Source organism: Pseudarthrobacter sp. NamE5 (assembly GCF_005796225.1).
In the GTDB taxonomy this organism is placed as follows: Bacteria; Actinomycetota; Actinomycetes; order Actinomycetales; family Micrococcaceae; genus Arthrobacter.
In genome coordinates, this window is record NZ_VAHO01000008.1 from 20,827 (window position 1) to 45,431 (window position 24,605).

Annotated in this window: 21 protein-coding genes; 5 read left to right on the forward strand and 16 right to left on the reverse strand. The window is 66.0% G+C overall.

The features are described 5' to 3' along the window. Positions 1 to 30: 30 nt before the first annotated feature. Both FDW84_RS11185 and ffh read right to left on the reverse strand, forming a co-directional pair. Complete coding sequence (locus tag FDW84_RS11185) at positions 31 to 762, reverse strand: alpha/beta hydrolase (RefSeq protein ID WP_138609439.1); 732 nt, start codon at positions 760 to 762, stop codon at positions 31 to 33. Between the two features lie 102 nt (positions 763 to 864). Further along, the gene (ffh, locus tag FDW84_RS11190) at positions 865 to 2,448 is read right to left on the reverse strand and encodes a signal recognition particle protein (protein WP_138609441.1); all 1,584 of its coding nucleotides are present in this window, start codon (positions 2,446 to 2,448) and stop codon (positions 865 to 867) included. A gap of 84 nt (positions 2,449 to 2,532) precedes the next feature. On the opposite strand from ffh, the gene FDW84_RS11195 reads away from it, so the two are divergent. After that, positions 2,533 to 3,936 (forward strand): glucose-6-phosphate dehydrogenase, encoded by a 1,404-nt coding sequence (locus FDW84_RS11195; protein ID WP_138609443.1) that lies wholly within the window; start codon positions 2,533 to 2,535, stop codon positions 3,934 to 3,936. 77 nt (positions 3,937 to 4,013) lie between these two features. Here the strand turns inward: FDW84_RS11195 and FDW84_RS11200 are convergent, their stop codons facing one another. Next, the gene (locus FDW84_RS11200; protein WP_138609446.1) at positions 4,014 to 4,352 is read right to left on the reverse strand and encodes a P-II family nitrogen regulator; all 339 of its coding nucleotides are present in this window, start codon (positions 4,350 to 4,352) and stop codon (positions 4,014 to 4,016) included. Beyond that, positions 4,349 to 5,710 (reverse strand): ammonium transporter, encoded by a 1,362-nt coding sequence (locus FDW84_RS11205; protein WP_138609448.1) that lies wholly within the window; start codon positions 5,708 to 5,710, stop codon positions 4,349 to 4,351. The genes FDW84_RS11200 and FDW84_RS11205 overlap by 4 nt, the downstream gene beginning before the upstream one ends. Before the next feature lie 225 nt (positions 5,711 to 5,935). On the opposite strand from FDW84_RS11205, the gene FDW84_RS11210 reads away from it, so the two are divergent. Further along, positions 5,936 to 7,177 (forward strand): MFS transporter, encoded by a 1,242-nt coding sequence (locus tag FDW84_RS11210; RefSeq protein WP_371419166.1) that lies wholly within the window; start codon positions 5,936 to 5,938, stop codon positions 7,175 to 7,177. Positions 7,178 to 7,254: 77 nt separating this feature from the next. Here the strand turns inward: FDW84_RS11210 and ftsY are convergent, their stop codons facing one another. From ftsY to coaD, 7 genes are all read right to left on the reverse strand, one after another. Beyond that, a complete protein-coding gene (ftsY, locus tag FDW84_RS11215) occupies positions 7,255 to 8,460 on the reverse strand; it encodes a signal recognition particle-docking protein FtsY (protein WP_138609450.1) in 1,206 nt (401 codons plus the stop codon). Between the two features lie 84 nt (positions 8,461 to 8,544). After that, positions 8,545 to 12,132: a chromosome segregation protein SMC gene (gene smc / locus FDW84_RS11220; protein WP_171046757.1), complete on the reverse strand. Its 3,588-nt coding sequence runs from the start codon at positions 12,130 to 12,132 to the stop codon at positions 8,545 to 8,547. 278 nt (positions 12,133 to 12,410) lie between these two features. Next, the gene (gene mutM, locus FDW84_RS11225; RefSeq protein WP_138609452.1) at positions 12,411 to 13,382 is read right to left on the reverse strand and encodes a bifunctional DNA-formamidopyrimidine glycosylase/DNA-(apurinic or apyrimidinic site) lyase; all 972 of its coding nucleotides are present in this window, start codon (positions 13,380 to 13,382) and stop codon (positions 12,411 to 12,413) included. 4 nt (positions 13,383 to 13,386) lie between these two features. Next, positions 13,387 to 14,115 carry a ribonuclease III gene (gene rnc, locus FDW84_RS11230; protein WP_138609665.1) on the reverse strand — a complete coding sequence of 243 codons (729 nt, stop codon included), beginning with the start codon at positions 14,113 to 14,115 and terminating at the stop codon, positions 13,387 to 13,389. 21 nt (positions 14,116 to 14,136) lie between these two features. Beyond that, entirely contained in the window at positions 14,137 to 14,340 is a 204-nt protein-coding gene (gene rpmF / locus FDW84_RS11235) for a 50S ribosomal protein L32 (protein ID WP_009356569.1), read from the reverse strand. 36 nt (positions 14,341 to 14,376) lie between these two features. Continuing rightward, positions 14,377 to 14,901, reverse strand: coding sequence for a YceD family protein (locus tag FDW84_RS11240; RefSeq protein WP_138609454.1), 525 nt, complete (start codon positions 14,899 to 14,901; stop codon positions 14,377 to 14,379). Positions 14,902 to 15,024: 123 nt separating this feature from the next. Then, complete coding sequence (coaD, locus tag FDW84_RS11245; protein ID WP_138609456.1) at positions 15,025 to 15,525, reverse strand: pantetheine-phosphate adenylyltransferase; 501 nt, start codon at positions 15,523 to 15,525, stop codon at positions 15,025 to 15,027. A gap of 43 nt (positions 15,526 to 15,568) precedes the next feature. Here coaD and FDW84_RS11250 point away from each other — a divergent pair, with 43 nt between their 5' ends. Then, on the forward strand, positions 15,569 to 16,798 hold the full coding sequence (locus tag FDW84_RS11250; RefSeq protein ID WP_240721481.1) for an aminotransferase class I/II-fold pyridoxal phosphate-dependent enzyme: 1,230 nt from the start codon (positions 15,569 to 15,571) through the stop codon (positions 16,796 to 16,798). Next, complete coding sequence (locus FDW84_RS11255; RefSeq protein ID WP_171046758.1) at positions 16,798 to 17,592, forward strand: spermidine synthase; 795 nt, start codon at positions 16,798 to 16,800, stop codon at positions 17,590 to 17,592. The genes FDW84_RS11250 and FDW84_RS11255 overlap by 1 nt, the downstream gene beginning before the upstream one ends. Positions 17,593 to 17,620: 28 nt before the next feature. Here the strand turns inward: FDW84_RS11255 and rsmD are convergent, their stop codons facing one another. Genes rsmD through thiL form a run of 4 tightly spaced genes read right to left on the reverse strand, consistent with a single transcriptional unit; the run spans position 17,621 to position 22,608 of the window. Next, positions 17,621 to 18,265: a 16S rRNA (guanine(966)-N(2))-methyltransferase RsmD gene (gene rsmD / locus FDW84_RS11260; RefSeq protein ID WP_138609462.1), complete on the reverse strand. Its 645-nt coding sequence runs from the start codon at positions 18,263 to 18,265 to the stop codon at positions 17,621 to 17,623. A gap of 45 nt (positions 18,266 to 18,310) precedes the next feature. Continuing rightward, positions 18,311 to 20,578: an ATP-dependent DNA helicase RecG gene (locus FDW84_RS11265; protein ID WP_138609464.1), complete on the reverse strand. Its 2,268-nt coding sequence runs from the start codon at positions 20,576 to 20,578 to the stop codon at positions 18,311 to 18,313. Further along, complete coding sequence (locus FDW84_RS11270; RefSeq protein WP_138609466.1) at positions 20,568 to 21,554, reverse strand: DAK2 domain-containing protein; 987 nt, start codon at positions 21,552 to 21,554, stop codon at positions 20,568 to 20,570. The genes FDW84_RS11265 and FDW84_RS11270 overlap by 11 nt, the downstream gene beginning before the upstream one ends. Before the next feature lie 22 nt (positions 21,555 to 21,576). Further along, positions 21,577 to 22,608, reverse strand: coding sequence for a thiamine-phosphate kinase (gene thiL, locus FDW84_RS11275; protein ID WP_138609667.1), 1,032 nt, complete (start codon positions 22,606 to 22,608; stop codon positions 21,577 to 21,579). A 197-nt stretch (positions 22,609 to 22,805) separates the two neighbouring features. Here thiL and FDW84_RS11280 point away from each other — a divergent pair, with 197 nt between their 5' ends. After that, the gene (locus tag FDW84_RS11280) at positions 22,806 to 23,309 is read left to right on the forward strand and encodes a DUF3515 domain-containing protein (RefSeq protein ID WP_138609468.1); all 504 of its coding nucleotides are present in this window, start codon (positions 22,806 to 22,808) and stop codon (positions 23,307 to 23,309) included. Between the two features lie 145 nt (positions 23,310 to 23,454). Here FDW84_RS11280 and FDW84_RS11285 read toward each other — a convergent pair whose 3' ends face one another. Then, entirely contained in the window at positions 23,455 to 24,603 is a 1,149-nt protein-coding gene (locus tag FDW84_RS11285) for a D-alanine--D-alanine ligase family protein (protein ID WP_138609470.1), read from the reverse strand. Between the last annotated feature and the right edge of the window lie 2 nt (positions 24,604 to 24,605).

Below are 24,605 nucleotides of genomic sequence, written 5' to 3' on the forward strand. Positions count from 1 at the left end.
GGCCGGACGGGGCTGCACCCCGGGAGGGAGTCAGGACGCGCGTGCCTGCACCCGGCTGGCGTCGCTGATGAAGGACCGGATGATGCGGTCCCCCTCGGCGGAGTCATGGGGCCGGTGACCGCCTGCGGCAGTGCGGTGGATGGCCCCGGTCTCCCGGAGGTAGCCGGCAATTTCCTCATACAGTGGTTCCCAGCCGCCGGTGAGGACGAGCGTGGGCACCCCGGGCACGATGTGCAGCGGAGCTTCCCAGGAAGGCGCCTGCAGCCGCAGCCGCCTGGCAGAGCGTTTCTCCTCCGCCGTGGCCGGCAGCTGAAGATCGGTGGCGTAGACTCTGCGGACGAATTCCCGCTGGAAGTCCTCGTCATTGAGCTGGTGCCGGACGGCGAACAGGGGCTGCATTAACCCGATGTGTGCCGACGTGGCCGGCAGTTCGGCGGTCAGGGACAGGCAGTCCGGTTCCACCAGCGTCAGCGAGTAGACCAAATCGGGACGTTCGACGGCGGCCATCATCGCTGCGATGGCGCCCTGGGAATGTGCCACAACGTGTCCGCCGGCGATGCCGCGGCCGTCATCGACAAGGGAACGCAGCAGGATGCGGGCATCCTCCTCGAAAGAGGACTCGACGGGTTCAGCTGTGGGATGGTATCCGTGCCGGCGCAGGAACAGGGCGTCGAAGGACAGGGCCATGCCATGCTGCCGGGGCCATGCCGCAGCACCGAAGCTCCCCGCGCCGTGCACGAACACTACCCTCTGCTTGAACATGACCCAACCCTATTCCACGACAGCGACAACCCAAGTAAGTAGCAGCAGGTGGCGTTCTGAGCCTTCACAACGACATCTGCTGCTACCGGGTTGGGGATGCTGTTACTTGCCGAGGAACTTGTCGAAGCCCTTGGGCAGGTTCAGCTGGGAAGGATCGAAATCACCCGGCTGCTGGCCGAAGGCTGCTCCGGTTGGAAGCGCCTTGGCAGCGTTGGCCCGGCGGGCCTCGGCTTCCTTGCGCTCCTGCGCAGCCTTGGCCGGGTTGCCGGACTTGGCCTTCTTCTTGGGCGCGTTCTTGGCGTTCTTCCGGGCCCCGCCGCCGGCACCGGGCAGTCCCGGCATTCCGGGCATTCCCGGCATGCCGCCCTGGGCCATCTTCTTCATCATTTTCTGGGCCTGGGCAAAGCGCTCCAGCAGGCCGTTGACCTCGGACACGTGGACTCCGGAACCGCGGGCGATGCGGGCACGGCGTGAACCGTTGATGATCTTGGGAGCCACGCGCTCGTGCGGGGTCATGGACCGCACAATGGCCTCCACGCGGTCGATCTCGCGCTCGTCGAACTGCTCCAGCTGCTGGCGGATGTTCTGGGCACCCGGCATCATCATGAGCATCTTCTTCATGGAGCCCATGTTGCGGATCTGCTGCATCTGGGCGAGGAAGTCCTCAAGGGTGAAGTCCTCCTGGTCGGCGAACTTCTTCGCCATCCGGGCTGCCTCGTCCTTGTCCCAGGACTTCTCCGCCTGCTCGATCAGGGTGAGGACATCACCCATGTCCAAGATGCGCGAAGCCATCCGGTCCGGGTGGAAGAGTTCGAAGTCGTCCAGGCCTTCGCCGGTGGACGCAAACATGACCGGCTTGCCGGTGACCGACGCGACCGAAAGGGCGGCGCCGCCGCGGGCGTCGCCGTCGAGCTTTGACAGGACGATGCCGGTGAAATTGACGCCCTCATCGAAGGCAAGCGCCGTGTTCACGGCGTCCTGGCCGATCATCGAGTCGATGACGAACAGGACCTCGTTGGGAACGATGGCGCGGCGGATCTGGCGCGCCTGCTCCATCATGTCAGTATCCACGCCCAGGCGGCCGGCGGTGTCAACGATCACGACGTCGTGCAGCTTCTGCCGGGCTTCCTCCACGCCCGCACGGGCAACCGCTACAGGATCGCCTGCGGGCTGGTCGAGCTCGGTGGACGTGGCACCGGGGTGGGGCGCGAACACCGGTACCTTGGCGCGCTGGCCCACCACCTGGAGCTGGGTGACGGCGTTGGGTCGCTGGAGGTCGCACGCCACCAGCATGGGGCTGTGGCCCTGGGCTTTGAGCCACTTGGACAACTTGCCGGCGAGGGTGGTCTTACCGGCACCCTGGAGGCCGGCCAGCATGATGATGGTGGGGCCGTTCTTGGCCAGGCGGATCCGGCGGGTTTCGCCGCCGAGGATCTCCACGAGTTCCTCGTTGACGATCTTCACGATCTGCTGGCTCGGGTTCAGTGCACCCGAAACCTCGGCACCCAGTGCGCGTTCGCGGACCCGGCCGGTGAACTCACGGACTACTGGTACGGCAACGTCGGCGTCCAAAAGGGCACGGCGGATCTCGCGGACTGTTGCATCAACATCGGCCTCGGTGAGGCGGCCTTTTCCGCGGAGATTCCTAAAGGTTGCTGTCAACCGGTCAGAGAGTGAATTGAACACGCGACGTGCACTTCTTTCAGTGGATGATCGGGACTCGACTATCTAGGGTACCAAGTCGGGACCTCAAGGTGGCATGCTGGCAAAATGACGAGCCAACCAACTGTAAGAACCCTGCTCATCCTCGGCGCCTCAGGAGACCTCACCGGCCGGCTGCTGCTGCCTGGCCTCGCCCGGCTGGTGGCCAAGGGCCGGGCGGCAGGGCTGCAGCTTGTGGGGGCGGGCTCCGATCCCTGGACTCCTGAGCAGTGGCGGGAGCGGGTGCAGGCTTCCTTTGCAGTAGCAGCAGGGTCCGCGGGCCCCGAGGGGAAGGAAGCCCTCCAGGCCCTGGAAAAGGAAACGGTGTACCACCAGCTGGATGTCACAGCCGACGGCGCCCTCGCGTCGCTGCTTGCCACTCTCGATGGGCCCACCGCCGTCTACTTCGCGCTGCCGCCCCGGATCAGCCAGCTCGCCTGCGAGTCCCTCCGGCCCGGGCAGGTCCCGGCGGGCACCCGGCTGGTGATGGAAAAACCCTTCGGTTCCAGCGAGGAATCTGCCCGGTCCCTGAACCAGACCCTGGTCCGGCTGGTCCCCGAAGACCACGTCCACCGCGTTGACCACTTCCTGGGCAAGGCCACAGTGCTGAACATCCTTGGCCTGCGCTTCGCGAACAACTTCCTGGAACCTGTGTGGAACCGGCAGCACGTGGAAAAAGTGGAAATTATCTTTGACGAGGACCTGGCGCTGGAAGGCCGGGCGCGGTATTACGACGGTGCCGGTGCCCTGCGGGACATGATCCAGAGCCACCTCCTGCAGATCATGGCACTGATGGCCATCGAGCCTCCGGCAAGCATCGGCGAACGTGACCTGCGTGACGCCATTTCCACGGTGCTGCGCGCCAGCAACGTCCGGTCCCCGTATTCCGGCTCCACCCGCCGGGCACGCTACACCGCGGGGCAGGTGGCGGGGAAGGACGTTCCGGACTACGCCCGGGAGGAAGGCGTGGACGCGGCGAGGGGAACCGAGACCCTGGCTGAGGTCCAGGTGAACATCGATAACTGGCGCTGGAAAGGCGTGCCGTTCATCCTGCGGTCCGGCAAGGCGCTGGGTGTGAAACGCAAGGAAGCCGTGGTCACCTTCCGCCCGGTCCCCCACCTGCCGCAGGGTTTCACCGGCGTCGACTCACCCAACCAGCTCCGGATCGGCTTCGGGCCGGACACCCTGGCCTTTGACGTCGATGTCAACGGGCCGGGCAACATCTTCAGCTTGGGCCGGGTGACCCTGGATGCGGTGCTGAGCGCATCCGAACTCCTCCCCTACGGCGAAGTCCTTGAAGGTGTGCTGGCCGGCGACCCGCTGCTGTCGGTCCGCGGCGACACGGCGGAGGAATGCTGGCGGATTGTCGAGCCCGTACTGAAGGCGTGGCAGCAGGATGCGGTGCCGTTGGAGGAGTACGACGCCGGCTCTGCAGGTCCCGCCGGCTGGCCCACCACTGCAGCCAGGGACTAAGAGGGACAACAGCAGGGCGGGCAGGAAACCTTCCGGTTTTCCTGCCCGCCCTGCTGTTGTTGCCTTGTGTTGCTGCCCTAGATGGCTGCGACGCCGCGTTCGCCGGTGCGGACCCGGACCGCCTCGGAGACGTCCATGGTCCAGACCTTGCCGTCCCCGGCCCGGCCCGTGTTCGAACTGGCGATAATGACGTCCAGGATGTCGTCGGCCTGTTCGTCCGTGGCCAGGACCTCGACGCGGATCTTCGGCAGCAGGTCCACGTTGTACTCCGCACCGCGGTAGACCTCCGTATACCCGCGCTGCCGGCCGTAGCCGCTGGCCGCGCTGACCGTCAGACCCTGCACGCCGTAGGCCTCCAGTCCTTCCCGGATGGCTTCGAGCTTTTCCGGCCTGACGATCGCAGTAATCAGTTTCATGCCCCCACGCTTTCCTTACCTGTTGCTGATTCGGTCTTCTGCGCATCCGCCGTTGCTGCGGAAGCCTGCGCCTTGTCCGTCTGGGTCTTGCCGGTAATCATGTCGTGCAGCGGCTGGAAGCTTCCGCCGTGGCCACCGACGCCGAACTCGTAGGCGGTCTCGGCGTGCAGGCTGAGGTCTACACCCACCGTTTCCTGTTCCTGCGAGACCCGGAAGCCCATGGTCTTGTGGATGGCCAGGGCGATGATCGCCGTCAGGATGGCCGAATAGGCGATGGCGATGCCTGCCGCTGCGAGCTGTGCCCACATCTGTGCCATGCCGCCGCCGTAGAAGAGGCCGCCGCCCACACCGTCGGTGGGCAGTGCAATGAAGCCCAGTGCAACGGTGCCGATAATGCCGGAGACAAGGTGTACGCCCACGACGTCCAGCGAGTCATCGAAGCCCCAGCGGAACTTCAGGCCCACGGCCAGGGCAGAGGCCACACCGGCCACGACGCCGAGGCCGAGTGCTCCGACCGGGCTGACGTTGGCACAGGCGGGGGTGATGGCGACGAGGCCTGCAACGACGCCGGAGGCTGCACCCAGCGAGGTGGGGTGGCCGTCGCGGATTCGCTCGGTAACAAGCCAGCCGAGCATTGCGGCAGCGGGGGCGGCGAGGGTGTTCACCCAGATCAGGCCGCCCTGTTCCGCGGTGGCGGCAGCGCCGCCGTTGAAGCCGAACCAGCCGAACCACAGCATGGCTGCTCCAAGCATCACGAACGGGATGTTGTGCGGGCGGTGGTTCGGGTCCTTGCCGAAGCCCTTGCGGTTGCCGATGATCAGGACGAGGACCAGCGCTGCAACGCCGGCGTTGATGTGGACAACGGTGCCGCCTGCGAAGTCGATCGCCGGGCCGAGGGCCTGACCCACTGCGCCTTCGGGACCGAAGAGTCCGCCGCCCCACACCATGTATGCCAGGGGGCAGTAGACCAGCGTGACCCAGACCGGCACGAAGACACTCCAGGCGCCGAACTTGGCCCGGTCCGCGATGGCGCCGCTGATCAGGGCGACGGTGATGATGGCGAAGGTGGCGGCGTAGCCGACCTTGATCAGCCCGTCAGGGGTGTCGATGCCTTCCAGTCCGAACGTGGCAAACGGGTTGCCGACGATCTGCAGGAAGCCCTCGCCGGAGCTCATGGAAGCGCCCCAGAGAACCCAGACAACTCCCACCATGCCAATGGAGATAAAGCTCATCATCATCATGTTCAGCGCGGCTTTGGCCCGGGTCATGCCGCCGTAGAAAAATGCCAGACCCGGTGTCATGAGCAGCACAAGCGCCGCCGACACCATAATCCATACGTGACCTGCGGAAAGTTCCATGGTGCACGTCCTTCCTGATCGAAACTGCGGAGATGATCCGCCTGCCAACGCCTTTTGCGTCCTGTAAAAAGTGTGTCGGCGCTGTGTTTCGCCCACGAAGGTTTTAGGTTGCGTGGCTGTTACAACAACCTCTAGGAAGTAAATGGTGCATATCCGGCTTGTTACGGTTATGTTTCCCCTCCCCCGCCGGTGCCCGGCACAGACGTATGCAAGGACCTCTCGACCATGACGGCAGAACCCCGCGTGAGCCGCGCCACAGCAAGGATTTTTTCGATGCTGCGTCGGGACAGGCAGAAGCTCCCGCGCGATATCAAGGTGATGCTGGCGGCGGCCTTCCTGATTGCCCTTGGATTCGGGCTTGTTGCGCCCGTATTGCCGCAGTTCGCCACAACCTTTGGCGTGGGAAATACCGAAGCGTCCGTGATTGTGGCGATCTTCGCGTTCATGCGGCTGGTCTTTGCCCCTGCAGGCGGTGCCTTGATCGGCCGGCTCGGTGAACGCCCCGTCTACGTCACTGGCCTGCTGATCGTGGCTGCGTCCACGGCTGCCTGCGCCTTTGCCCAGGACTACTGGCAGCTGCTGCTCTTCCGGGGTCTTGGCGGGGCCGGTTCGGTGATGTTCACCGTGGCTTCGATGGCGCTGGTGGTGCGTCTCGCTCCGCCTGAGAGCAGGGGGCGGGTTTCGGGAGCCTATGCCTCGGCTTTCCTCGTCGGGAACGTCTGCGGCCCGATCGTGGGCGGGCTGCTGGCCGGTTTCGGGCTGCGGGTTCCCTTCCTGGCCTACGCCGCTGCGCTGGTGGTGGCCGCCGTCGTGGTCCAGACCCAGCTGAGCCACCAGCGCCAGGGCAGCGGACCGCGGGAGGACCGCGCACCCGACATGCCACTGGCCGAGGCCCTCGGCGCAGGCGCGTACAGGACAGCCCTGCTGTCCAGCTTCGTGAACGGATGGGCGACTTTTGGTGTCCGGATGGCCACGGTTCCGCTGTTCGCCGTCGCCGCCCTGGGTTCGGGACCTGAAGCGGCAGGCTTTGCGTTGGCTGTCTTTGCTGCCGGCAACGCTGCAGCCCTTACCTTCTCCGGCCGGCTGGCAGACACCCTGGGCCGCAGGCCCATGATGGTCGCCGGGCTGCTGGTGGCCGGAGCCGCCACGGCCGCCATCGGCTTCACGTCCGGGCTGGGCTGGTTCCTGGCAGCGTCAGCAGTCGCCGGTGTCGGATCAGGCCTTTTCGGCCCTGCCCAGCAGGCCGCGGTGGCCGACGTCATCGGCAACGGGCGCTCCGGCGGCAAGGTCCTGGCTGTGTACCAGATGACGGCCGACGTCGGCGCGATCGTTGGGCCTGTCCTGGCCGGCGTGCTCGCTGACCAGTTGGGCTACGGCTGGGCCTTCGGCGTCACGGGCGGCATCATGGTGCTGGCTGCGGCCAGCTGGCTCGCCACCAGGGAAACCCTCCGGACAGTAAAGTCCTGACAGTGGACCCTGTTCACTGACAAAACGGCGGCCGCCCCAAGGGACGGCCGCCGTTTTCATGGCTTTCTTGATACAGGTCAGTTCAGGAGTGCATCGACGAACCCTTCGGCTTCGAAGGGGGCGAGGTCGTCGGCGCCTTCGCCCAGTCCGATCAGCTTCACCGGAACGCCCAGCGTTTTTTGGATGGCGACGACGATGCCGCCCTTGGCGGTTCCGTCCAGCTTGGTGAGGACGATTCCGGTGATGTTCACGACTTCCGAGAAGACCTTGGCCTGGTTCAGGCCATTCTGGCCAGTGGTGGCATCAAGTACCAGGAGGACCTCGTCCACCTCGGCGAGTTTCTCCACGACGCGCTTGACCTTGCCCAGCTCGTCCATGAGGCCCACCTTGTTCTGGAGCCGTCCGGCGGTGTCGATCATGACCACATCGACTTCCTGGTCAATGCCGGCCTTGACGGCTTCATAGGCTACGGAGGCGGGATCGGCGCCGTCGATGTCCGACTTGACGGTGGGAACACCCACCCGCTGGCCCCACGTGGCCAGCTGCTCCGCCGCGGCGGCCCTGAACGTGTCCGCTGCGCCGAGCAGGACATCCTTGTCCTCGGCCACCAGGACCCGGGCGAGCTTGCCGACCGTGGTGGTCTTGCCCACGCCGTTGACGCCCACCACCATCATCACTGCCGGCTTGTCAGCGTGCCGCTGCACGTTGAGGCTGCGGTCCATGGTGGGGTCCACGAGCTTGATGAGTTCCTCGCGGAGCAGCTCCTTGACCTGTTCCGGGGTGCGGGTGCCCAACACCTTGACCCGTTCGCGCAGGGAATCCACCAGCTGCATGGTGGGTTCGGTGCCGAGGTCAGCCAGGAGGAGGGTTTCCTCCACTTCGTCCCAGACGTCCTCGTCGATCCTGTCGCTGGACAGCAGCGCGAGCAGTCCCTTGCCCATGATGTTGTTGGACCGTACCAGCCGTTCGCGCAGGCGGACCAGGCGCCCGGCTACGGGCAGCGGGGTTTCGACCGGGATGACTTCCAGGCCCGCGGCGTCGTCCGGAACCTCCGTGGTCTCCAGCCCGTCGAGGTCCACAGGGGCCGGCGCCGTCCGGTCCGCCGCCCCAGGCCTGTCAGCCACCGCTGTACTGCCGCCCCGTGGCATTTCCGGGTCATTGGCATCACGGGTGCCTGGGTACCGGGTGATGTTCCTCCGGGTCTTCACCAGGACCGGAATCAGCCCGCCGACAACCACCAGGGCAGCAAGGATGGACAGAATTATGGGAAGGATGTCATTCACTCCCCTAGCTTCTCACAAACGCCGGAGGCCTCCCGGAGGCCGGGGAGCGCCTGACCTGCCGTTACACGACTGTGCGCCCGTGCCTTAGAGGTTGGCACCCAGCCGCTGGCTGATCACGGTGGACACGCCGTCGCCACGCATGGTGACGCCGTACAGGGCGTCCGCAACTTCCATCGTCCGTTTCTGGTGGGTGATGACAATGAGCTGGCTGGATTCCCGGAGTTCCTCGAAGATGGTGATCAAACGTCCCAGGTTGGTGTCATCCAAGGCGGCTTCCACCTCGTCCATGACATAGAACGGCGAGGGCCTGGCTTTGAAGATCGCCACGAGCAGGGCCACCGCCGTCAGTGAGCGCTCGCCACCGGAGAGAAGTGAAAGGCGTTTGATTTTTTTGCCGGCAGGGCGCGCCTCCACCTCAATACCGGTGGTCAGCATGTCCGAGGGGTCGGTAAGGACAAGCCGCCCCTCCCCGCCGGGAAAAAGCCGCTCAAACACCCGGACGAACTGCGTCTGTGTGTCCTCGAAGGCTTCGGTGAAGACGCGCTGGACGCGGCCATCCACCTCTTTGATGATGTCCAGCAGATCCTTCCGGCTGGCCTTCAGGTCCTCCAGCTGGGTGCTGAGGAACTGGTGGCGCTCCTCGAGGGCCGCAAATTCCTCGAGCGCCAGGGGGTTTACCCGGCCCAGGCCGGCGAGGTCCCGTTCAGCCTTGCGGAGCCGCTTCTCCTGCTCGGCGCGGACATAGGGCTGGCCCTCGATGATCTCCGTTCCGGCCTCGTCCACCGGGGCACGCAGGGCTGCCCACTTGTCGCCGCTGTCATTGGCCGGGACCGGAACCGGTACGTCGGGCCCGTATTCGGCCACGAGGGCGTCCGGGGTGATTCCCAGCTCATCGATGGAACGGGTCTCAAGGGCTTCAATCCTGGCCCTTTGCTGGGTCCGGGCAAGCTCATCGCGGTGGACGTTGTCGGTGAGCTCGGCAACTTCCCGGGCCAGCAGCTCGTTGGCGCTCCTGGCCTCCGCGAGCGCCTGGTCCCGTTTCTCCCGGTTTTCTTCAGCCAGGTCCCGCTCGTGTTTTGCGGCGTCCACGGACACGTCCACGTACCGCAGCGCCTGCCCGACGGCGGCGGATACCGCAGCGGCCCGGCGCGCCTGGATGCGGCGCAGGCGGGCGCGTTTGGCGGCTTCCTCCCGCGCGCGGCGCTCAGTGGCGGCGGCGCGCTCCAGGGACGCCGCGCGGTTGCGGATGGCCGCCAGCTGCTCCTCGGCGGTGCGGAGTGAGAGGCGCGCCTCCACCTCGGCGGTCCGGGCCCGGGAGGCAGCCTGCGCCAGTGCGTCGCGGCGTTCGGTGGAAGGCTCCTCTTCCAGCGGTGCTTCCTGGGCTACCGCCAGGCGGGCCGCCACAGCGGCGAGGACTTCCTCTTCTGCCGCGACGTTGGCTTCCGCCCTGGCCAGGGAAGCGCCAAGGCGTTCGCTTTCGCCGACGGCGCTGCGGAGCACGGAGTTAAGGTGGCCCAACCGTTCTGCGACGGCGGCCAGCCTGGCGTCGGACTCATGCAGCCTCTCCAATGCAGCGTCCGCCTGATCCTGCGCCTCGGCCCTCCTGGCCTCGCCAGCGGCAAGTTCGAACCTGTTCCGTTCCAAACCCCCCCGGACCTCGGCGAGCCGGCTCTCGGCGTCGTCCACTGCCGCCTGCACCTCGAGGAGTGACGGTGCCTTGGCCGAGCCACCCGTGACGGACACGGCAGTGAAGATGTCCCCCGCGCGGGTGACGGCCGTCAGCTCCGGGTGCCGGGCAACCAGGGCGGACGCCGCCTGGATGTCCGGGACGACGGCGGCCCCGGACAGCAGGTGCGCAACCAGCGGGGCGTAGGGATCCTCGCAGCTGACAAGCCCGGCGGCCCAGCGGGCACCGGCGGGGAGGGCGACGGCGTTGCCTTCCGGTGCAGCCTCCAGCCCCGAAGCCGAGGCGAACAGCAGCGCCGCACGCCCGGCGTCGTCATCCTTGAGCAGCTGAAGCACGGCAGCGGCAGTTCCGGCATCCTTGACCAGGACTGCCTCGGATGCCTCACCAAGGGCTGCGGCTATGGCCTGTTCAAAACCTGCCTCCACCGTCAGTCCAGCTGCCACTGTGCCCAGTATTCCGTCAAGGCCCGCCTGCAGCGCGTGCCTCGCTCCGTCTTTCCGCTCGAGGCCCAGCTTCAATGCATCGAGCCTCGCTGACAGCGCATCGCGCTTCCGTAGTCCATCGGCCACGGCCTCCTGGAGGCCGGCGATCTTTTTTACCACGGTGTCCAGCGCCTCGCTGGCGGCCTCGTAATCGGCGTCGAGGGACTCCTCCCCCGCCTCCACGCCTGCAACCTGGTTTTCCAGCGCCGTGAACTCAGCCTGGGCGCGGGCGCGGCGTTCAACCCCCGCCGCCAGGGATTCGCGCAGCCGGCCCAGTTCGGCCTGGGCGGACTCCACCCGCGACCTCGCAGCGGCCACCTGCCCCGCCAGCCTGGCCAGTCCTTCCCGGCGGTCAGCGGCTGCCCTCAGTTCCGCCGTCAGGCGTTTGTCCTCGGCGAGCGCCTCGCGCTCCGCCTCGGCTTTTGCCGCACTGGCTTTTACAAGGGCGCTTTGCCGTTGGAGAATGACCCGCTCCAGTTCGGCAAGCTCCTCGCGGACCCTGGCCGCCTGGCGTTCCAGTTGTTCCGGATCCCGGCCGGCCGGCGGCGGCTCCACAGAGCCGAGGAGGCGGTGGCGTTCCTGCGCCAGGGAGCCCAGGGAGCGAAGGCGCTCCCTGGTGGCCGATAACCGGTACCAGGTGTCCCTTGCCGCGTTCAGCTGGGGGGTTGCCTCGGCCGCGAGTTGCTCCAGCCCGGCCTGCCGCCGGCGGCCGGCCTCCAGCTGCTGGCCGGCAACGGCACGGCGTTCCTTCAGGGCAGCTTCGTCCGCGACATCCTTTTTCAGTGCGAGCTGCAGCTGGACAAGGTCATCCGCGAGCAGGCGTGCGCGGGCGTCCCGGACATCGAACTGGACGCGCTGGGCCCGCCGGGCCACTTCGGCCTGCTTGCCCAACGGCGTCAGCTGCCGGCGGATCTCGCCGGTGAGGTCGGTGAGGCGCTGCAGGTTGGCCTGCATGGCCTCCAGCTTGCGCACCGTCCTTTCCTTGCGGCGGCGGTGCTTCAGGATGCCCGCGGCTTCTTCGATGAACCCCCTGCGGTCCTCCGGGGTAGCGTGCAGGACACGGTCCAGCTGGCCCTGGCCGACGATGACATGCATCTCCCTGCCAAGGCCCGAATCGGAGAGCAGTTCCTGGATGTCGAGCAGCCGGCAGCCGGCGCCGTTGATGGCGTACTCCGATCCGCCGGCGCGGAAGAGGGTCCGCGAAATGGTCACTTCGCTGTATTCGATGGGCAAGGCACCATCCGTGTTGTCGATGGTCAGCGAGACGTGGGCGCGGCCCAGCGGCGGCCGGCCGGACGTACCGGCGAAAATGACATCCTCCATCTTGCCGCCGCGGAGGGTTTTTGCGCCCTGCTCACCCATGACCCAGGCAAGGGCGTCCACCACGTTGGACTTCCCCGAGCCGTTGGGACCCACCACGGCAGTAACGCCGGGTTCGAAAATAAAGGTGGTGGCGGACGCGAATGACTTGAACCCCCGTACGGTCAGGCTTTTGAGGTGCAAGGTTTTTCGGATCTCCTGGGTGGTTGAGGCGGGTGCTTCGCTTCCTAAATCTACTGCGTTGCCGGCGAAAGTCCCGGATTCCGGAAGGCTGTGCCCTGTCAGGCAGCTTCACCCGTACCCCAAGGGCCACCCTGGGTAAGCGCACCACGGCGGGCGGCCAGGCGTGCCCGATGAACAGTTCCGGCGCCGACCCGGCTGCGGCGGACAATTCCGGATGTCACTGCCGGGACTGGCTTCGTCCCAGGGCCTCAAGAAATCCGAAAACTAAGGGCGCTCGCTTACCATCGTCCGTTCCGGGGCCGGGGCTGGCAGACAGGGCACGTGTGCGAGGACCGGTTCATGAACTGCTCCCGTCGGATGGAGGCCTGGACTCCGGCATTGGCGCACCGTTTGCAGGCCTGCCCTGCACGGCCGTAGGCATTAAGGGACCGGTCGAAGTATCCAGAGGCGCCGTTAACGTTGACGTAGAGCGAGTCAAAGCTGGTTCCGCCCGCCGCCAGGGCATCCAGCATGACCTCCCTGGAGCAAGCGAGGACCCTTTCGGCATCGGCGCGGCGCAACGTGTCGGTGGCCCTGGCGAAGTGCAGCTTCGCGCGCCACAAGGCCTCGTCCGCGTAGATGTTGCCAATGCCGGACACCAGTCCCTGGTCCAGCAGGGCCCGCTTCAGGCCGGTCCTGCGCTTCCGGAGGCGCCCGTAGAACAGGTCGAAGGAGAAGGCGGGGTCAAGGGGATCCCGGGCGATATGCGACGCCTCCTCCGCTATCAGCGGCAGGGGCGATTCGGCCAGGCCTCCCGGACCGCCGTCGTCGGTAGGAACCATCGCTGTGACGAAAAGCCCGCCGAAGATCCGCTGGTCCACGAACCGCAACTGTGCAGGCATGGCGTCCCGGGGACTGAGCCGGAAACGGACTTTCAGGTGTTTTTCATCCGGCACCTCCCGGTCCTGCATCAGGAGCTGTCCGCTCATGCCCAGGTGGGCCATGAGCGCAACTTTCGGACGGGGGGATACTGCGGCGTTGGCGCCCCTGCCTCCGCCAGCCATATCCACCAGGGGCATCCAGAGGAACTTGCCGCGGCGGACAACGTCAGCCACAGTGGCGCCCTCAAGGTTCCCGATGAAATCCTCCACGCCCAGTGCGTGACGGCGGATGGAGCGGGGGTCGAGGACCTCGACGCCGGTAATGGTCCGTCCACGGACCCAGCTGACCAGGCCGCGGCGGACCACTTCAACCTCGGGGAGTTCAGGCACGGCGCTAAGTAGCGGTGACGGAACCGGCGGATTTGCGTGTCCCGGCGCTGGCAGCAGTTCCGGAAAGCACCCGCCAGGCGTCGGCGGCGGCTTCCTGCTCGGCTTCCTTCTTGGAATGGCCTGAGCCCTTGCCGTAGGCAGTCCCGCCCAGATGGAGGACAGCGGTAAACGTCCGGGCATGGTCCGGTCCGGAACCCTCCACAGCGTAGTGGATCGCGCCCAGCTGACGGCTTGCGGCCAGCTCCTGGATGCTGGTCTTCCAGTCGGTACCCGCGCCCAGCGCAGCAGCGTCCTTCAGCAGCGGTCCGATGAGGCGCATCACCAGCTGGCGGGCTGTTTCAATGTCGTTGGACACATAGGTGGCACCAATCAGCGCTTCCATGGTGTCAGCCAGGATGGAGGCCTTGTTCTTGCCCTGCGTGAGCTTTTCGCCCTGGCCAAGGTAGATATAGTCGCCAATTCCGAGGCTGCGTCCGATGCCTGCCAGTGCGCGTGTGCTGACCACGGCAGAGCGCCGCTTTGCCAGGTCGCCTTCGGGAAGGTCGGGGTTGTCCCGGTAAAGTGCGTCCGTCACGGAAAAGCCCAGGATGGAGTCCCCCAGGAATTCAAGACGCTCGTTGGTGGGTATGCCGCCGTTTTCGTAGGCGTAGGAACGGTGCGTGAGCGCAAGACGAAGCGTCCCGGCGTCAATAAAGACACCGAGACGCTTCAGAAGCTCTTCAGTTGAAGACATCATGTCAGCCTGAGTGGCCGATTAGACGTCCGCGACCTTGCGTCCCTTGTACTCAAGGAACAGCGCAGTGCCGGCCGAGTCGGTGACGACCTTCGCCTGGTGCGGCAGGCTGTAGGTAACCTGGCCGTTCTCTACGGTCTTCACCAGGTGGGGGGCAGTCGCCTTCCACTGGGAGCGGCGGGCGCGGGTATTCGAGCGAGACATTTTCCGCTTGGGAACAGCCACGGCTAACTCATTTCTCTCTAGACAAACACGTACACATCAATTTTGCCGGTCAGGCTTAGCCAAATCAGCTAGGGCAGCCCAGCGAGGATCCGTGACCTCGTGGTGGTGCCCCGGCTCGTCTTCCAGGCGAACTCCGCATTCGGAGCAAAGGCCCTGGCAGTCTTCCCGGCACACCGGCTGGAACGGCAGCGCGGTCACCACTGCGTCCCGCAACACCGGTTCAAGATCGATTAGATCGTGCTCGACTCGACGTTGCTCTTCGTCATCTTCTTCGTTCGAGAGCTCAACGCCCTCGTAGAAGAAAAGTTCCTGCACATTGACTTCAAGGTCATACGCAAGGGGATCCAGGCATCGGCCGCACTCACCAGTTACCTCGGTAAGAACGGTTCCTGATACCAGAATTCCTTCGTGTACGGCCTCAAGCCTCAGGTCCAGCTCGACATCCGAGCCTTCCTGAACGCCAATGAGCGCCACACCAAGGTCACCTGGTGCGGGTACATGTTCCTTCAGTGTCCGCATGCTTCCCGGGCTGCGCCCGAGATCCTTGACGTCGAACACCAAGGGCGAACCAGCATCTCTTTTAATGAGAACTCCTGTTGAACATATGACCGACGTACCATGTTAGCCCGAAGAGCCGCAGGGACTCAAACCGGCAGGCCGGCGGCGCCGAAGTACCGGACAAGCCTACCCTTTCGGATGCGGGGCCGGAGCAGGCTCGCCGGTGGCGAACCTGCGCTGCACCGAACGTGGGACGTAATCGGCCACGTTGCCGCCCAGGCCGGCCACCTCCTTGATAAGGGTGGAGGACAGGTGGACATAGTGGGCCTCGGCCGGCAGGAATACAGTCTCTACTCCGCTCAGCTGGCGGTTCATGGTGGCCATGGGCAATTCGTAGTCAAAGTCCGAGGACGACCGGAGGCCCTTCACGATGGCCGAAACCCCGCGCTGGCGGCAGTACTCGGCGAGCAGGCCCTCACCTACCGGTTCCACCACGATGCCCTTTAGCGAGGCCAGGGTTTCCCGGGCCATGTCCAACCGTTCAGCCAGCGCGAACCGGTACCTCTTGGCCTGGTTGGTGGAGACAGCCACAATGACCTCATCAAACAGGCTGGCAGCGCGTGCAATAACCTCGAGATGGCCATTGTGGATGGGGTCGAAGGAACCGGGGCACACAGCGCGTCTCATGCTCCGAACCTACCCCATGGGAGCGCCGGGATACCATGACTGGATGCATCCACCAAGGGAAGTTTCCACCCCCATGGCTACCGCTCCCTGGCACCGTGCCGCGCTCGGAGCAAATCTCCTGGCCCCCGATGGAGGGCTGGGAGTCACGATCTTTGAAGAAATGACCACGCTGGCAGTCCAGACCGGTGCCATCAACCTGGGCCAGGGGTTCCCGGACGAGGATGGTCCCCTGGAGATCAGGGAAGCGGCCCGGGCCGCCATCGCCGCCGGGGCAAACCAGTACGCACCAGGCAAGGGCATCCCTGAACTCCGGGAAGCCGTAGCGGCACATCAGCGGCGTTTCTACGGGCTCTCCCCGGACCCGGCAACCGAGGTCATCATCACCACCGGTGCCACCGAGGCCATCGCCGCGTCGCTCCTCGCCTTCGCCGGTCCCGGTGACGAGGTGCTGACCCTCGAGCCGTTCTACGATTCCTACGGTGCGCTGATCGGGCTGTGCGGCGCAACCCATGTGACTGCACCACTACTGGCTCCCGACTTCATGCCGGACATGGCAGCCCTGGAGGCTGCCTTCTCGGAACGCACCAAGGTAGTGCTCCTCAACAACCCCCACAATCCGACCGGCGCCGTGTTCCCCCGCGAAGTGCTGCAGAAGATCGTGGAACTTGCGGCCAGGCACAACAGCATCATCGTCTCGGATGAGGTCTATGAACATCTCACCTTCGGTGCCAGGCACATCCCGGTCGCATCGTTGCCCACTGCCGCGGAGCGGACCATCACCATTTCTTCCGCCGGGAAGACCTTTTCCCTGACCGGCTGGAAAATTGGCTGGCTGACTGGCCCTGAAGAGCTTGTGTCCGCCGCCCGCACCGTCAAGCAGTTCCTGACCTACAGCTCAGGCACGCCGTTTCAGCAGGCCATCACCGCCGGACTTGCTTTTCCCGACTCCTTCTTCGCGGGCATTGCCGCAAACCTCAAAGCTAAGCGCGACATCCTCACCGAAGGGCTGCGGGCGGCAGGGTTCAATGTTTTTTCCCCGCAGGGGACCTACTTCGTCAACGTCGATACGGAGCCCCTTGGCATCACGGATGCCGTGGACCTGGCCCGGCGGCTGCCCAAACTGGTGGGCGTGGCCGCCATACCGGTCCCGGTCTTCTGCCATCCGGAAGGAGCGGAACGGACCCGGAGCCTGCTTCGCTTCGCCTTTTGCAAGCGGACCGAGGTCCTCGAAGAAGCTGCCGGGCGGCTCGCCAAGCTCAGCGGCAGGCTCTGATGGCCGGAGGGCCGGAGAGTCGGACGCGGTTCCTGCGGACCACAGGGCAGCACGCGTCCATAGAACCGGATGCTTTCACCGCAGGCAGCTACGTCCTCAGTATTGGGGGCGCGGAACAGTCGCATGTGAACCTTGACCGGCCGGAGGAGATCTTTTACGAGTACCTTCGCCGCATCGGACACCTTGTGGACCTTGCGGCCCCTGGCGGCCACCCGGTCACTGCACTGCATTTGGGGGCCGGCGCGCTGACGCTGGCCCGGTATGTCCAGGCCACGCGGCCAGGGTCGGTGCAGTACGCAGTGGAACTGGAGCGTGAGCTGCTCGATTTCGTCCTGCGGCAACTCCCCTTGCCCGAGGGGACGCAGCTTCAGGCCATCATCGGCGACGCGAGGGAATCACTCACCCGGCTTGACCCTGCGCTCCGGTTCGACGTGGTAATCCTGGATATCTTTTCCGGGCCGGATGCACCGGAGCACCTGGCGTGCAGCGCGTTCTATCGGGAGGTACGGGAGCGGCTAAGCCCTGCAGGACTGCTGATTGTCAACGTGGGTGACGAACCGGGGCTGACCCTGGTCCGGAGCCAGGCCGCCGCTATGCGGCAGGCGATGGCACATGTGGCCGCGGTGGCGGAAGCAGGAATGTTCGAGGGCCGCTACCCCGGAAACATCGTCCTCGCCGGCACCCAGAACCCCTGGCCCCTGGAGTGGACGGCGGAACTTACGGCCCGCGGACCGCACCCGGCAAGGGTGCTGGCGGGAGTGGACCTTGACCCCTTGGCCGATGACCGGCGCTAAGGCATACACGGAGCTGAGGGCCGGCCCGCTACTGCTGGCCTTCTGCCACTCCCGAAGCCTCGGAAAGATCATCACCGTCAACGGCATCGGGGTCAATGGCATCGGGCACGAACGGCTCGGCAAACCATAGCCTTGTTTCCCCGTATTTTTTCTCCGCGAACCGGGTGAGGCCGTCAGGCCACCACGGCTCCGGCGACCGGGACGAGCGCTCAACCACCACCACCGCGCCGGGCGCCAGGTGCGGGCAGAGCTTCTGCAGCACGGCCTGCAGGGCCACCTCTTCCAGCGGGTACGGCGGATCCAGGAAGACAAGGTCCCACATGTCACCCGCGGCCGCGCGGTCCAGGAAGGGCTCGACTTTGGAGCGGTGGACAGTAACAGCCTTGCGGCCCAGGACGCCGTTAATCAGGTCGGCATTGCGCTGGCAGACTCCGCTTGCCTTGGCATCGGACTCCACCAGGTCCACTGCCGTTGCTCCCCTGCTGCCGCTCTCCACACCAAGGGAGCCGGAGCCAGCGTAAAGGTCCAGCACGCGCGCGCCGGTGATGACGTTGAAGGCGTCGAGGCGGGAAAAGAGCGCCTCCTTGACCCGGTCCGTGGTGGGCCTTGTGAGGGAACCTGGAACGGCCGTCAAAGGGGTGCCGCCGGCGGCACCTGCGATGATCCGGGTCATGCCATGGTCCTGTCTGCGCCGCCGGGCCTCCCGGTGTGCACCTTGTTATCCGCGTTCAAGGAACGCCTCCTTTTCCGGGTTGAGGTACTTCTCGATGGCGTAGGCCAGTTCCGGACGGGCGGCAAGCGCCGGGTCCTCGGCAACAATTTGCTGGGCGTCTTCCCGGGCGCGGGCGATCACGTCCCCGTGTTCCAGGACCCGGAGCAGCTTCAGGGTGGAGCGTCCGCCTGACTGGGAAGCTCCCAGGATGTCGCCCTCACGCCGCAGCTTCAGGTCCTCCTCGGACAGGGCGAACCCGTCGGTGGTGGCTGCCACCGCCTCCAGCCTTCGCCGACTGGGGTGGCCGGGCTCAAGTGCAGTGACCAGCAGGCAGGTTCCCGGCAGTCCGCCGCGCCCCACCCTGCCGCGGAGCTGGTGCAGCTGGGAAATCCCGAACCGGTCGGCATCGAGGATGACCATCAAGGTGGCATTGTGGACGTCCACACCTACCTCGATCACGGTGGTGGAGACGATCAGTTTGGTCCGGTTGGCAGCGAAGTCATCCATGACACCGAACTTCACGTCGGCCTCCTGCCGTCCGTGGAGCGGCGCCAGGGGGACCCCGGCCAGCGCGGGCTCCGCCAGCATATGCTCGACGACGGCCGTCACCGATGCGAGTTCGCGTCCGCCGTCATCCTCGCTGTCCGCCTCCGGAGGTGCCGACTCCCCCGGACTGAAATCGCCGTCGTCGTCCGTTCCGATCCTGGGGCAGACAACGTACACCTGGTGCCCCGCGTCAATCTCCTCGCGGGCGCGCTGCCAGATCCGGCGCACCCAGCCCGGATTCTCGGCGAGCCCCACCAGGTGGGTGGCGATCGGTGCCCGGCCGGCAGGCAACTCATCCAGCACAGATGTTTCGAGGTCGCCGAAGACTGTCATGGCGACAGTACGCGGGATGGGGGTTGCCGTCATGACGAGCAGGTGCGGAGGCTTCCGGGCTTTGGCCCTCAGGGCATCGCGCTGCTCCACGCCGAAGCGGTGCTGCTCATCCACCACGATCAGGCCGAGATCGTAGAAAGTGACATTGTCGCTCAGCAGGGCATGCGTGCCGATGACGATTCCGGCCGTCCCTGATGCGGCATCGAGGAGCGCCTGCTTGCGTGCGGCTGTGGGCATGGAACCTGTGAGCAGCGTGACCTGGACGGAGGCGGCGGCTGTCCCGCCCAGCAGTCCGTCACTGGACAGGGGTCCCAGGGTGCGGCGGATCGATTCGAAATGCTGGGCGGCGAGAACTTCCGTTGGAGCGAGCAGGGCAGCCTGCCCGCCGGCATCCACAACCTGCAGCATGGCCCGGAGCGCCACCACAGTCTTGCCCGAGCCCACTTCACCCTGCAGCAGCCGGTTCATGGGGATGTCCCTGGCCAGTTCGGTTGCGAGGGTCTCACCGACTGCGGCCTGCCCGGCTGTCAGCGTGAACGGAAGCGTGGCATCGAAGCTGGCCAGCAGTCCCTGCGGTACCGGCCGCCGGGCGGTGGCTTCCTCTGCGGCAAGCTGGGCGCGCCGCCGGGCGAGGGCGGACTGCAGTACCAGGGCTTCCTGGTACCGGAAACGGCGGCGCGCCTGCTGCCAGTCAGCGGCTGACTCCGGCGCGTGGATAAGCCGGTAGGCGTCCGGGACCGGCAGGAACTTCTCGCGGGCTGCGACAGCTGGCGGCACCGGGTCCGGCAGCGACCCAAGATCCACGGTTTCGAGCAGTGTTGAGACAGCCTTTTCAATTCTCCAGCTGGGAAGCTTCGCCGTAGCCGGATAAATGGGGATCGGCATGGCTGCCAGTTTTTCCGGATCACGGTCGTCTCCGCTGAAGGGGTCGTCGTCCAGCAGCTGGTAGTCGGGGTTGGTGAGGCCGAGGGTCCCTTTGAAGGATGTGACCTTGCCGGAAAAAAGCGCCCGCCGGCCCTGGAGCAGCTCCGCTTGGGCCTTGTAACCATTGAAGAAACTGATCTTGAGCGTCCCCGGCGCTTTGCCGCGGTAGTCCGTGCCGCCCACCAGCCGAAGGCCCTGCCTCCCGTCGTCGTCGGAGACAACGACGTCGGTGATGGTGCCGCGGCGTGCCTGCATCCGGCGGGTGCTGCTGGACAGCACCCGTGCGATCAGGGTGACTTCTTCGTCCCGCGGGATCTCGCTGATGGGAGTCAACTCCCCCCGGTTGAGGTAACGGCGGGGGAAGTAGTTGAGCAGCCCCTCCACAGTGGTGATGCCCAGGTGCTTCTCAATGACTGCGGCGGAGCGCTTACCCAGCCGGCGTTCCAGCGGCAGCTCCAGCTCAGCGTTCATGCCCGCTGGAGTTCACGGCATCGGTTGCCGGATCCCCCGGCAACGCGAGCTCACTGATGCTGATGTTGGCCGGCTCCCCCAGGGACCGGATGATTCCGACTGCCGGGTCTGCGTCAGGAACATGGACGTGGACGCGCCACCGGTAATTGCCGTCGTCGTCCGGCCCGCCGCCAACCTGGCTCATGATGACAGACTCGCCGATCTCATCCAGCCGCTGGCGCAACGTGGCTGCATTGAGGGGGGAAAGACTGATGGTGCACATGACTTCCACGCCGTCGTCGTCAGGCATTGCTGTATGGATATGCGGATCGGACACGTCGTAGCCGTGCAGCCCGTCGAGGAGTTCGCTTTGGAGTTCCTCCCCCAGGATGGCGGAGCGCAGGCAGTCCAGGATGAGCAGCATGCCAACCCCGCCTGCATCAACAACGTGCGCTGACGCCAGTGCGTCCAGCTGGTCCTCCGTGTGGATGACCGCGGCGAGGGCCCCTTCCACGGCGGCGTCCAGGGCAAGTCCCAGGGCGTGGTTGCTGTCGTCGCCGTTCTGCCCGGCGTCGACGGCGGCTGCGGCACGCGCTGCGGCTTCCATGACGGAGAGCATGGTTCCGGGAACGGGGTCGCTAAGGGCAGACCAGGCACGGATCTGGGCGCGATTCAGGGCTGCTGCCAGCAGGGTGGAGGTCAGGCGGGTGTGCCCTGCCAACGGCTCTGCCGCTGCGCACAGGAAAACCGACAAAAGGGTTCCGGAATTGCCGCGGGCCTCTTCCATGGCGGCCTGCCCGGCAGTGGCCAGGACAGCACCCACGTCCATCTGTGCAGGTTCGTCCCCGCCGCTTGTGATAGACCGCGCGGCCGCCCGCACCGTGACGTATAGGTTTGTGCCGGTGTCCCCGTCGGCCACCGGGAAGATGTTGATGGCATTCAGTCGGTCGCTGTGATTGCCAAGGGCGGTCTCAGCGTTGCCCAACCACCTCTTCATCGCTTGCGCGTTAGCGGCAACCTTAGTCTGCAAAGTGATCCCATCCCCCGGTGTCAGCTGACCGGCCCGCAATCTTGACGCCCGGGCCTTCATTGATTCCCAGTGCTTGTACTGAGCCTATCGCAGTGAATCCCGGAGGCAGCGGCAGCGCGGAAGGGAATGTGGCCAGCAGTCCGTGGTCCTCCCCGCCGCCAAGGACCCATTCCCGGGCATCCGCCGCAAGGAGTTCGGCAGCAGGACGCAGCTTGTCCGCCAGTGTCTGCAGCGGGGCCGGCAGGAGGTCGACGGCGACCCCGCTGGCCTTCGCCAGCCGCTCGCCGTCGCGCAGCATTCCGTCCGAAATGTCCAGCATGGCTGTGGCGCCGCCTGACCGGGCGGCCGGCCCTGCGGCCAGTGGCGGCCGCGGCCTGCATTGGAGTTCCACCAGTGTGCGCTGTTCGGTGGTCAGCGCTTCCACGTCCACCTCTGATTCCAGCAGTGCGAGTCCAGCGGCCGCATGCCCTACAGTGCCGGCCAGGGCCAGGACGTCCCCCGGTTTGGCTCCCGACCTTAGTACGGGCCGGCCGCCGTCGAGGGCTCCGAGCACGGCCACCGTTACCGATATCTCCCTCCCCCGCCCCAGGTCGCCCCCGGCCACCGAACAGTTGGCCGCACCCAGCTCCCTGATGCCGGAGGTAAGACCGTCCGCCAGGTCCTCCACCCAGGCGACGGGAGTGTCGGGGGGAAGGGTGAGGCTGACCACCAGCGAGGTAGCGCTGGCTCCCATGGCGTTGATGTCGCTGAGGTTCTGGGCCGCAGCTTTCCAGCCAACATCGAAACCGGTGGTGCGGTAGCCGTTGGGCCATTCAAGCCGGAAGTCCTGGTCCTGGACCTGGGTGTCGATGCTGATGACGGTCCTGCCGTCGGGAGCCGCCACCACTGCCGCGTCGTCCCCGGGACCGATCAGAGTGGCGTCGCCGTGCGCGCCTCCCATCTCGAGGCGGGGAAATATCCGCGCCAGCAGTTCACCCTCGGACAACGCGGAAACCGTCAGCGGCTGCCCGGCGGCGGGCAGTGGGTCATGGTGGCTCCGCCCACCGTGGTGCAGGGGCTCTTGAGGATGCAGTGGTTGTTCTGGATGCAAAGACTTTTCAGGCAGCAGGGGCTTTTCTGGCACGCCACTACGCTATCGCGGGCCCCGGACATTGTTGCAGTGCACCGGGTGGAGGCCGGAGTGTGAGGGCGGGCTCCAGCGCCCGATAGGCTGGAGAAATGCACCATCCCCGCCCTTCCCTGCCCCTGCGTGCTGCCCGGCTGGCACTGATCGGCACTCTCGCGGCCATTCCGCTGGCGTCCTGTTCGCCTCCGGTGGACGTTCCGGCTGCCAAGGACGCAGCCAACCCTGCCTGCGCCCCCATGATGGTGGCCTTGCCCGACGCCATCGGGGACTCGCGGCTGCGGAAGACGAACAGCCAGGCCACCGCCGCCTGGGGCGATCCGTCCCTGGTGATCCTGCGCTGCGGCGTTAATGTTCCCGGACCCACCACGGACCGCTGTGTCACCGTCAACGGCATCGACTGGGTCATCAAGGAAGGCGACCCGGTGTGGACCCTGACCACGTATGGCCGGGAACCTGCAACGGAGATACTCATGGACCCGGACAAGATCAGCTCTGCCACCGTGCTGGCCGACCTCGCAGCGGCTGCCGGCAAGATCCCGGCGGCAAGGAACTGTGTAGGCCAGGAAGACCTGCAGAACCTGCCGCCGAGCCAGTAGCGGGTGGGCCCAGGGAGCCGGCGGGTGGGCCCACGCCGGCAGGGTTACCTGGCCGAAGCGGAGCGAGGTCAGGGAGCCGGCGGGTGGGCCCACGCCGGCAGGGTTACCTGGCCGAAGCGGAGCGAGGTCAGGGAGCCGGCGGGGATCAGCGCAGGCCGGTTTTCCGGTTCAGTGCCAGGTAGATCAGCTCATCAATGAGGTCTGCATAGGCCAGCCCTGACGCAGCCCACATTTGCGGGTACATGCTCTTGGGCGTGAACCCGGGCATGGTGTTGATCTCGTTGATGATCAGTTCACCGGCGGGCGTGTAGAAGAAGTCGACGCGGCTCAGGCCCTCGGCACCAACAGCATCAAAGGCCGCCGCTGCAAGCTCCCGGACCCGGGCGATGGCTTCCTCCGGTATGTCCGCGGGGCAGCTGAGCGAGGCGGCGTCGTCCTCCACGTACTTGGCGTTGAAGTCATAGAACTCGTGGGTTCCACCGGCCACGGAGATCTCCCCGGGCATGGAGGTCCGGGGGGCATCAGTGCCCCTGCCTTCGAGGACGGCACATTCGATTTCGCGGCCCGTGATGCCGGCCTCGATGACGAGTTTGAGGTCATGCCGGCGGGCTTCCCCGATGGCTGCGTCCAGCTCCGCCAGGGAATCCACTTTGGAAATACCCATGGATGATCCGGCCCGGGCGGGTTTGACGAAGACCGGATATCCCAGCCGGTCAACCTGTTTGCGGACCAATTCCGGGTCTTTGCGCCACTGCCTGTCCGTAACGGCCACATAAGGACCCACGTTCAGGCCGGCGGCCTCAAACACAACCTTCATGAAATGCTTGTCCATGCCAACGGCGGAGGCCAGGACCCCGGCCCCGACGTAGCGGGTGTCGGAAAGTTCCAGCAGCCCCTGGATGGTTCCGTCCTCGCCGAACGGTCCGTGGAGCAGCGGGAAGACAACGTCCACGGCACCAAGTTCCCGGGGAACCTCATTCGGCGATGCGACGATCAGCTGCTGCTCACCTCCGATTTCTGCCAGCGTCACTGTTTGCGGCGACGGCGGCACTTCCGGCAGGGAGGTTGCGGCAAGGGACCATTGGGCGGTGTCGGGGGCCATCAGCACCCATTGCCCGGACTTGGCGATCCCGATGGGGATCACCTCGTATTTGTCCTGGTTAATGGCACCGAGAACGCCGGCGGCCGTCACGCAGCTCACGGCGTGCTCGCTGGAGCGGCCGCCGAAAAGTACAGCCACGCGGGGCTTCGTCCGCCGGGTGGGCTCCCCTGGGGCCAGGTTGTCGTGGGACATCG

Bases quoted from the DNA above. Each gene is read 5' to 3' on its own strand.
- FDW84_RS11255 (WP_171046758.1), top strand. From the start codon at position 16,798: ATGGCCGGAGGGCCGGAGAGTCGGACGCGGTTCCTGCGGACCACAGGG.
- FDW84_RS11200 (WP_138609446.1), bottom strand. From the start codon at position 4,352: ATGAAACTGATTACTGCGATCGTCAGGCCGGAAAAGCTCGAAGCCATC.
- rnc (WP_138609665.1), bottom strand. From the start codon at position 14,115: ATGTCTTCAACTGAAGAGCTTCTGAAGCGTCTCGGTGTCTTTATTGAC.
- FDW84_RS11250 (WP_240721481.1), top strand. From the start codon at position 15,569: ATGCATCCACCAAGGGAAGTTTCCACCCCCATGGCTACCGCTCCCTGG.
- FDW84_RS11185 (WP_138609439.1), bottom strand. From the start codon at position 762: ATGTTCAAGCAGAGGGTAGTGTTCGTGCACGGCGCGGGGAGCTTCGGT.
- FDW84_RS11205 (WP_138609448.1), bottom strand. From the start codon at position 5,710: ATGGAACTTTCCGCAGGTCACGTATGGATTATGGTGTCGGCGGCGCTT.
- FDW84_RS11210 (WP_371419166.1), top strand. From the start codon at position 5,936: ATGACGGCAGAACCCCGCGTGAGCCGCGCCACAGCAAGGATTTTTTCG.
- coaD (WP_138609456.1), bottom strand. From the start codon at position 15,525: ATGAGACGCGCTGTGTGCCCCGGTTCCTTCGACCCCATCCACAATGGC.
- rsmD (WP_138609462.1), bottom strand. From the start codon at position 18,265: ATGACCCGGATCATCGCAGGTGCCGCCGGCGGCACCCCTTTGACGGCC.
- FDW84_RS11265 (WP_138609464.1), bottom strand. From the start codon at position 20,578: ATGAACGCTGAGCTGGAGCTGCCGCTGGAACGCCGGCTGGGTAAGCGC.
- FDW84_RS11270 (WP_138609466.1), bottom strand. From the start codon at position 21,554: ATGAAGAGGTGGTTGGGCAACGCTGAGACCGCCCTTGGCAATCACAGC.
- FDW84_RS11195 (WP_138609443.1), top strand. From the start codon at position 2,533: ATGACGAGCCAACCAACTGTAAGAACCCTGCTCATCCTCGGCGCCTCA.
- FDW84_RS11280 (WP_138609468.1), top strand. From the start codon at position 22,806: ATGCACCATCCCCGCCCTTCCCTGCCCCTGCGTGCTGCCCGGCTGGCA.
- FDW84_RS11285 (WP_138609470.1), bottom strand. From the start codon at position 24,603: ATGTCCCACGACAACCTGGCCCCAGGGGAGCCCACCCGGCGGACGAAG.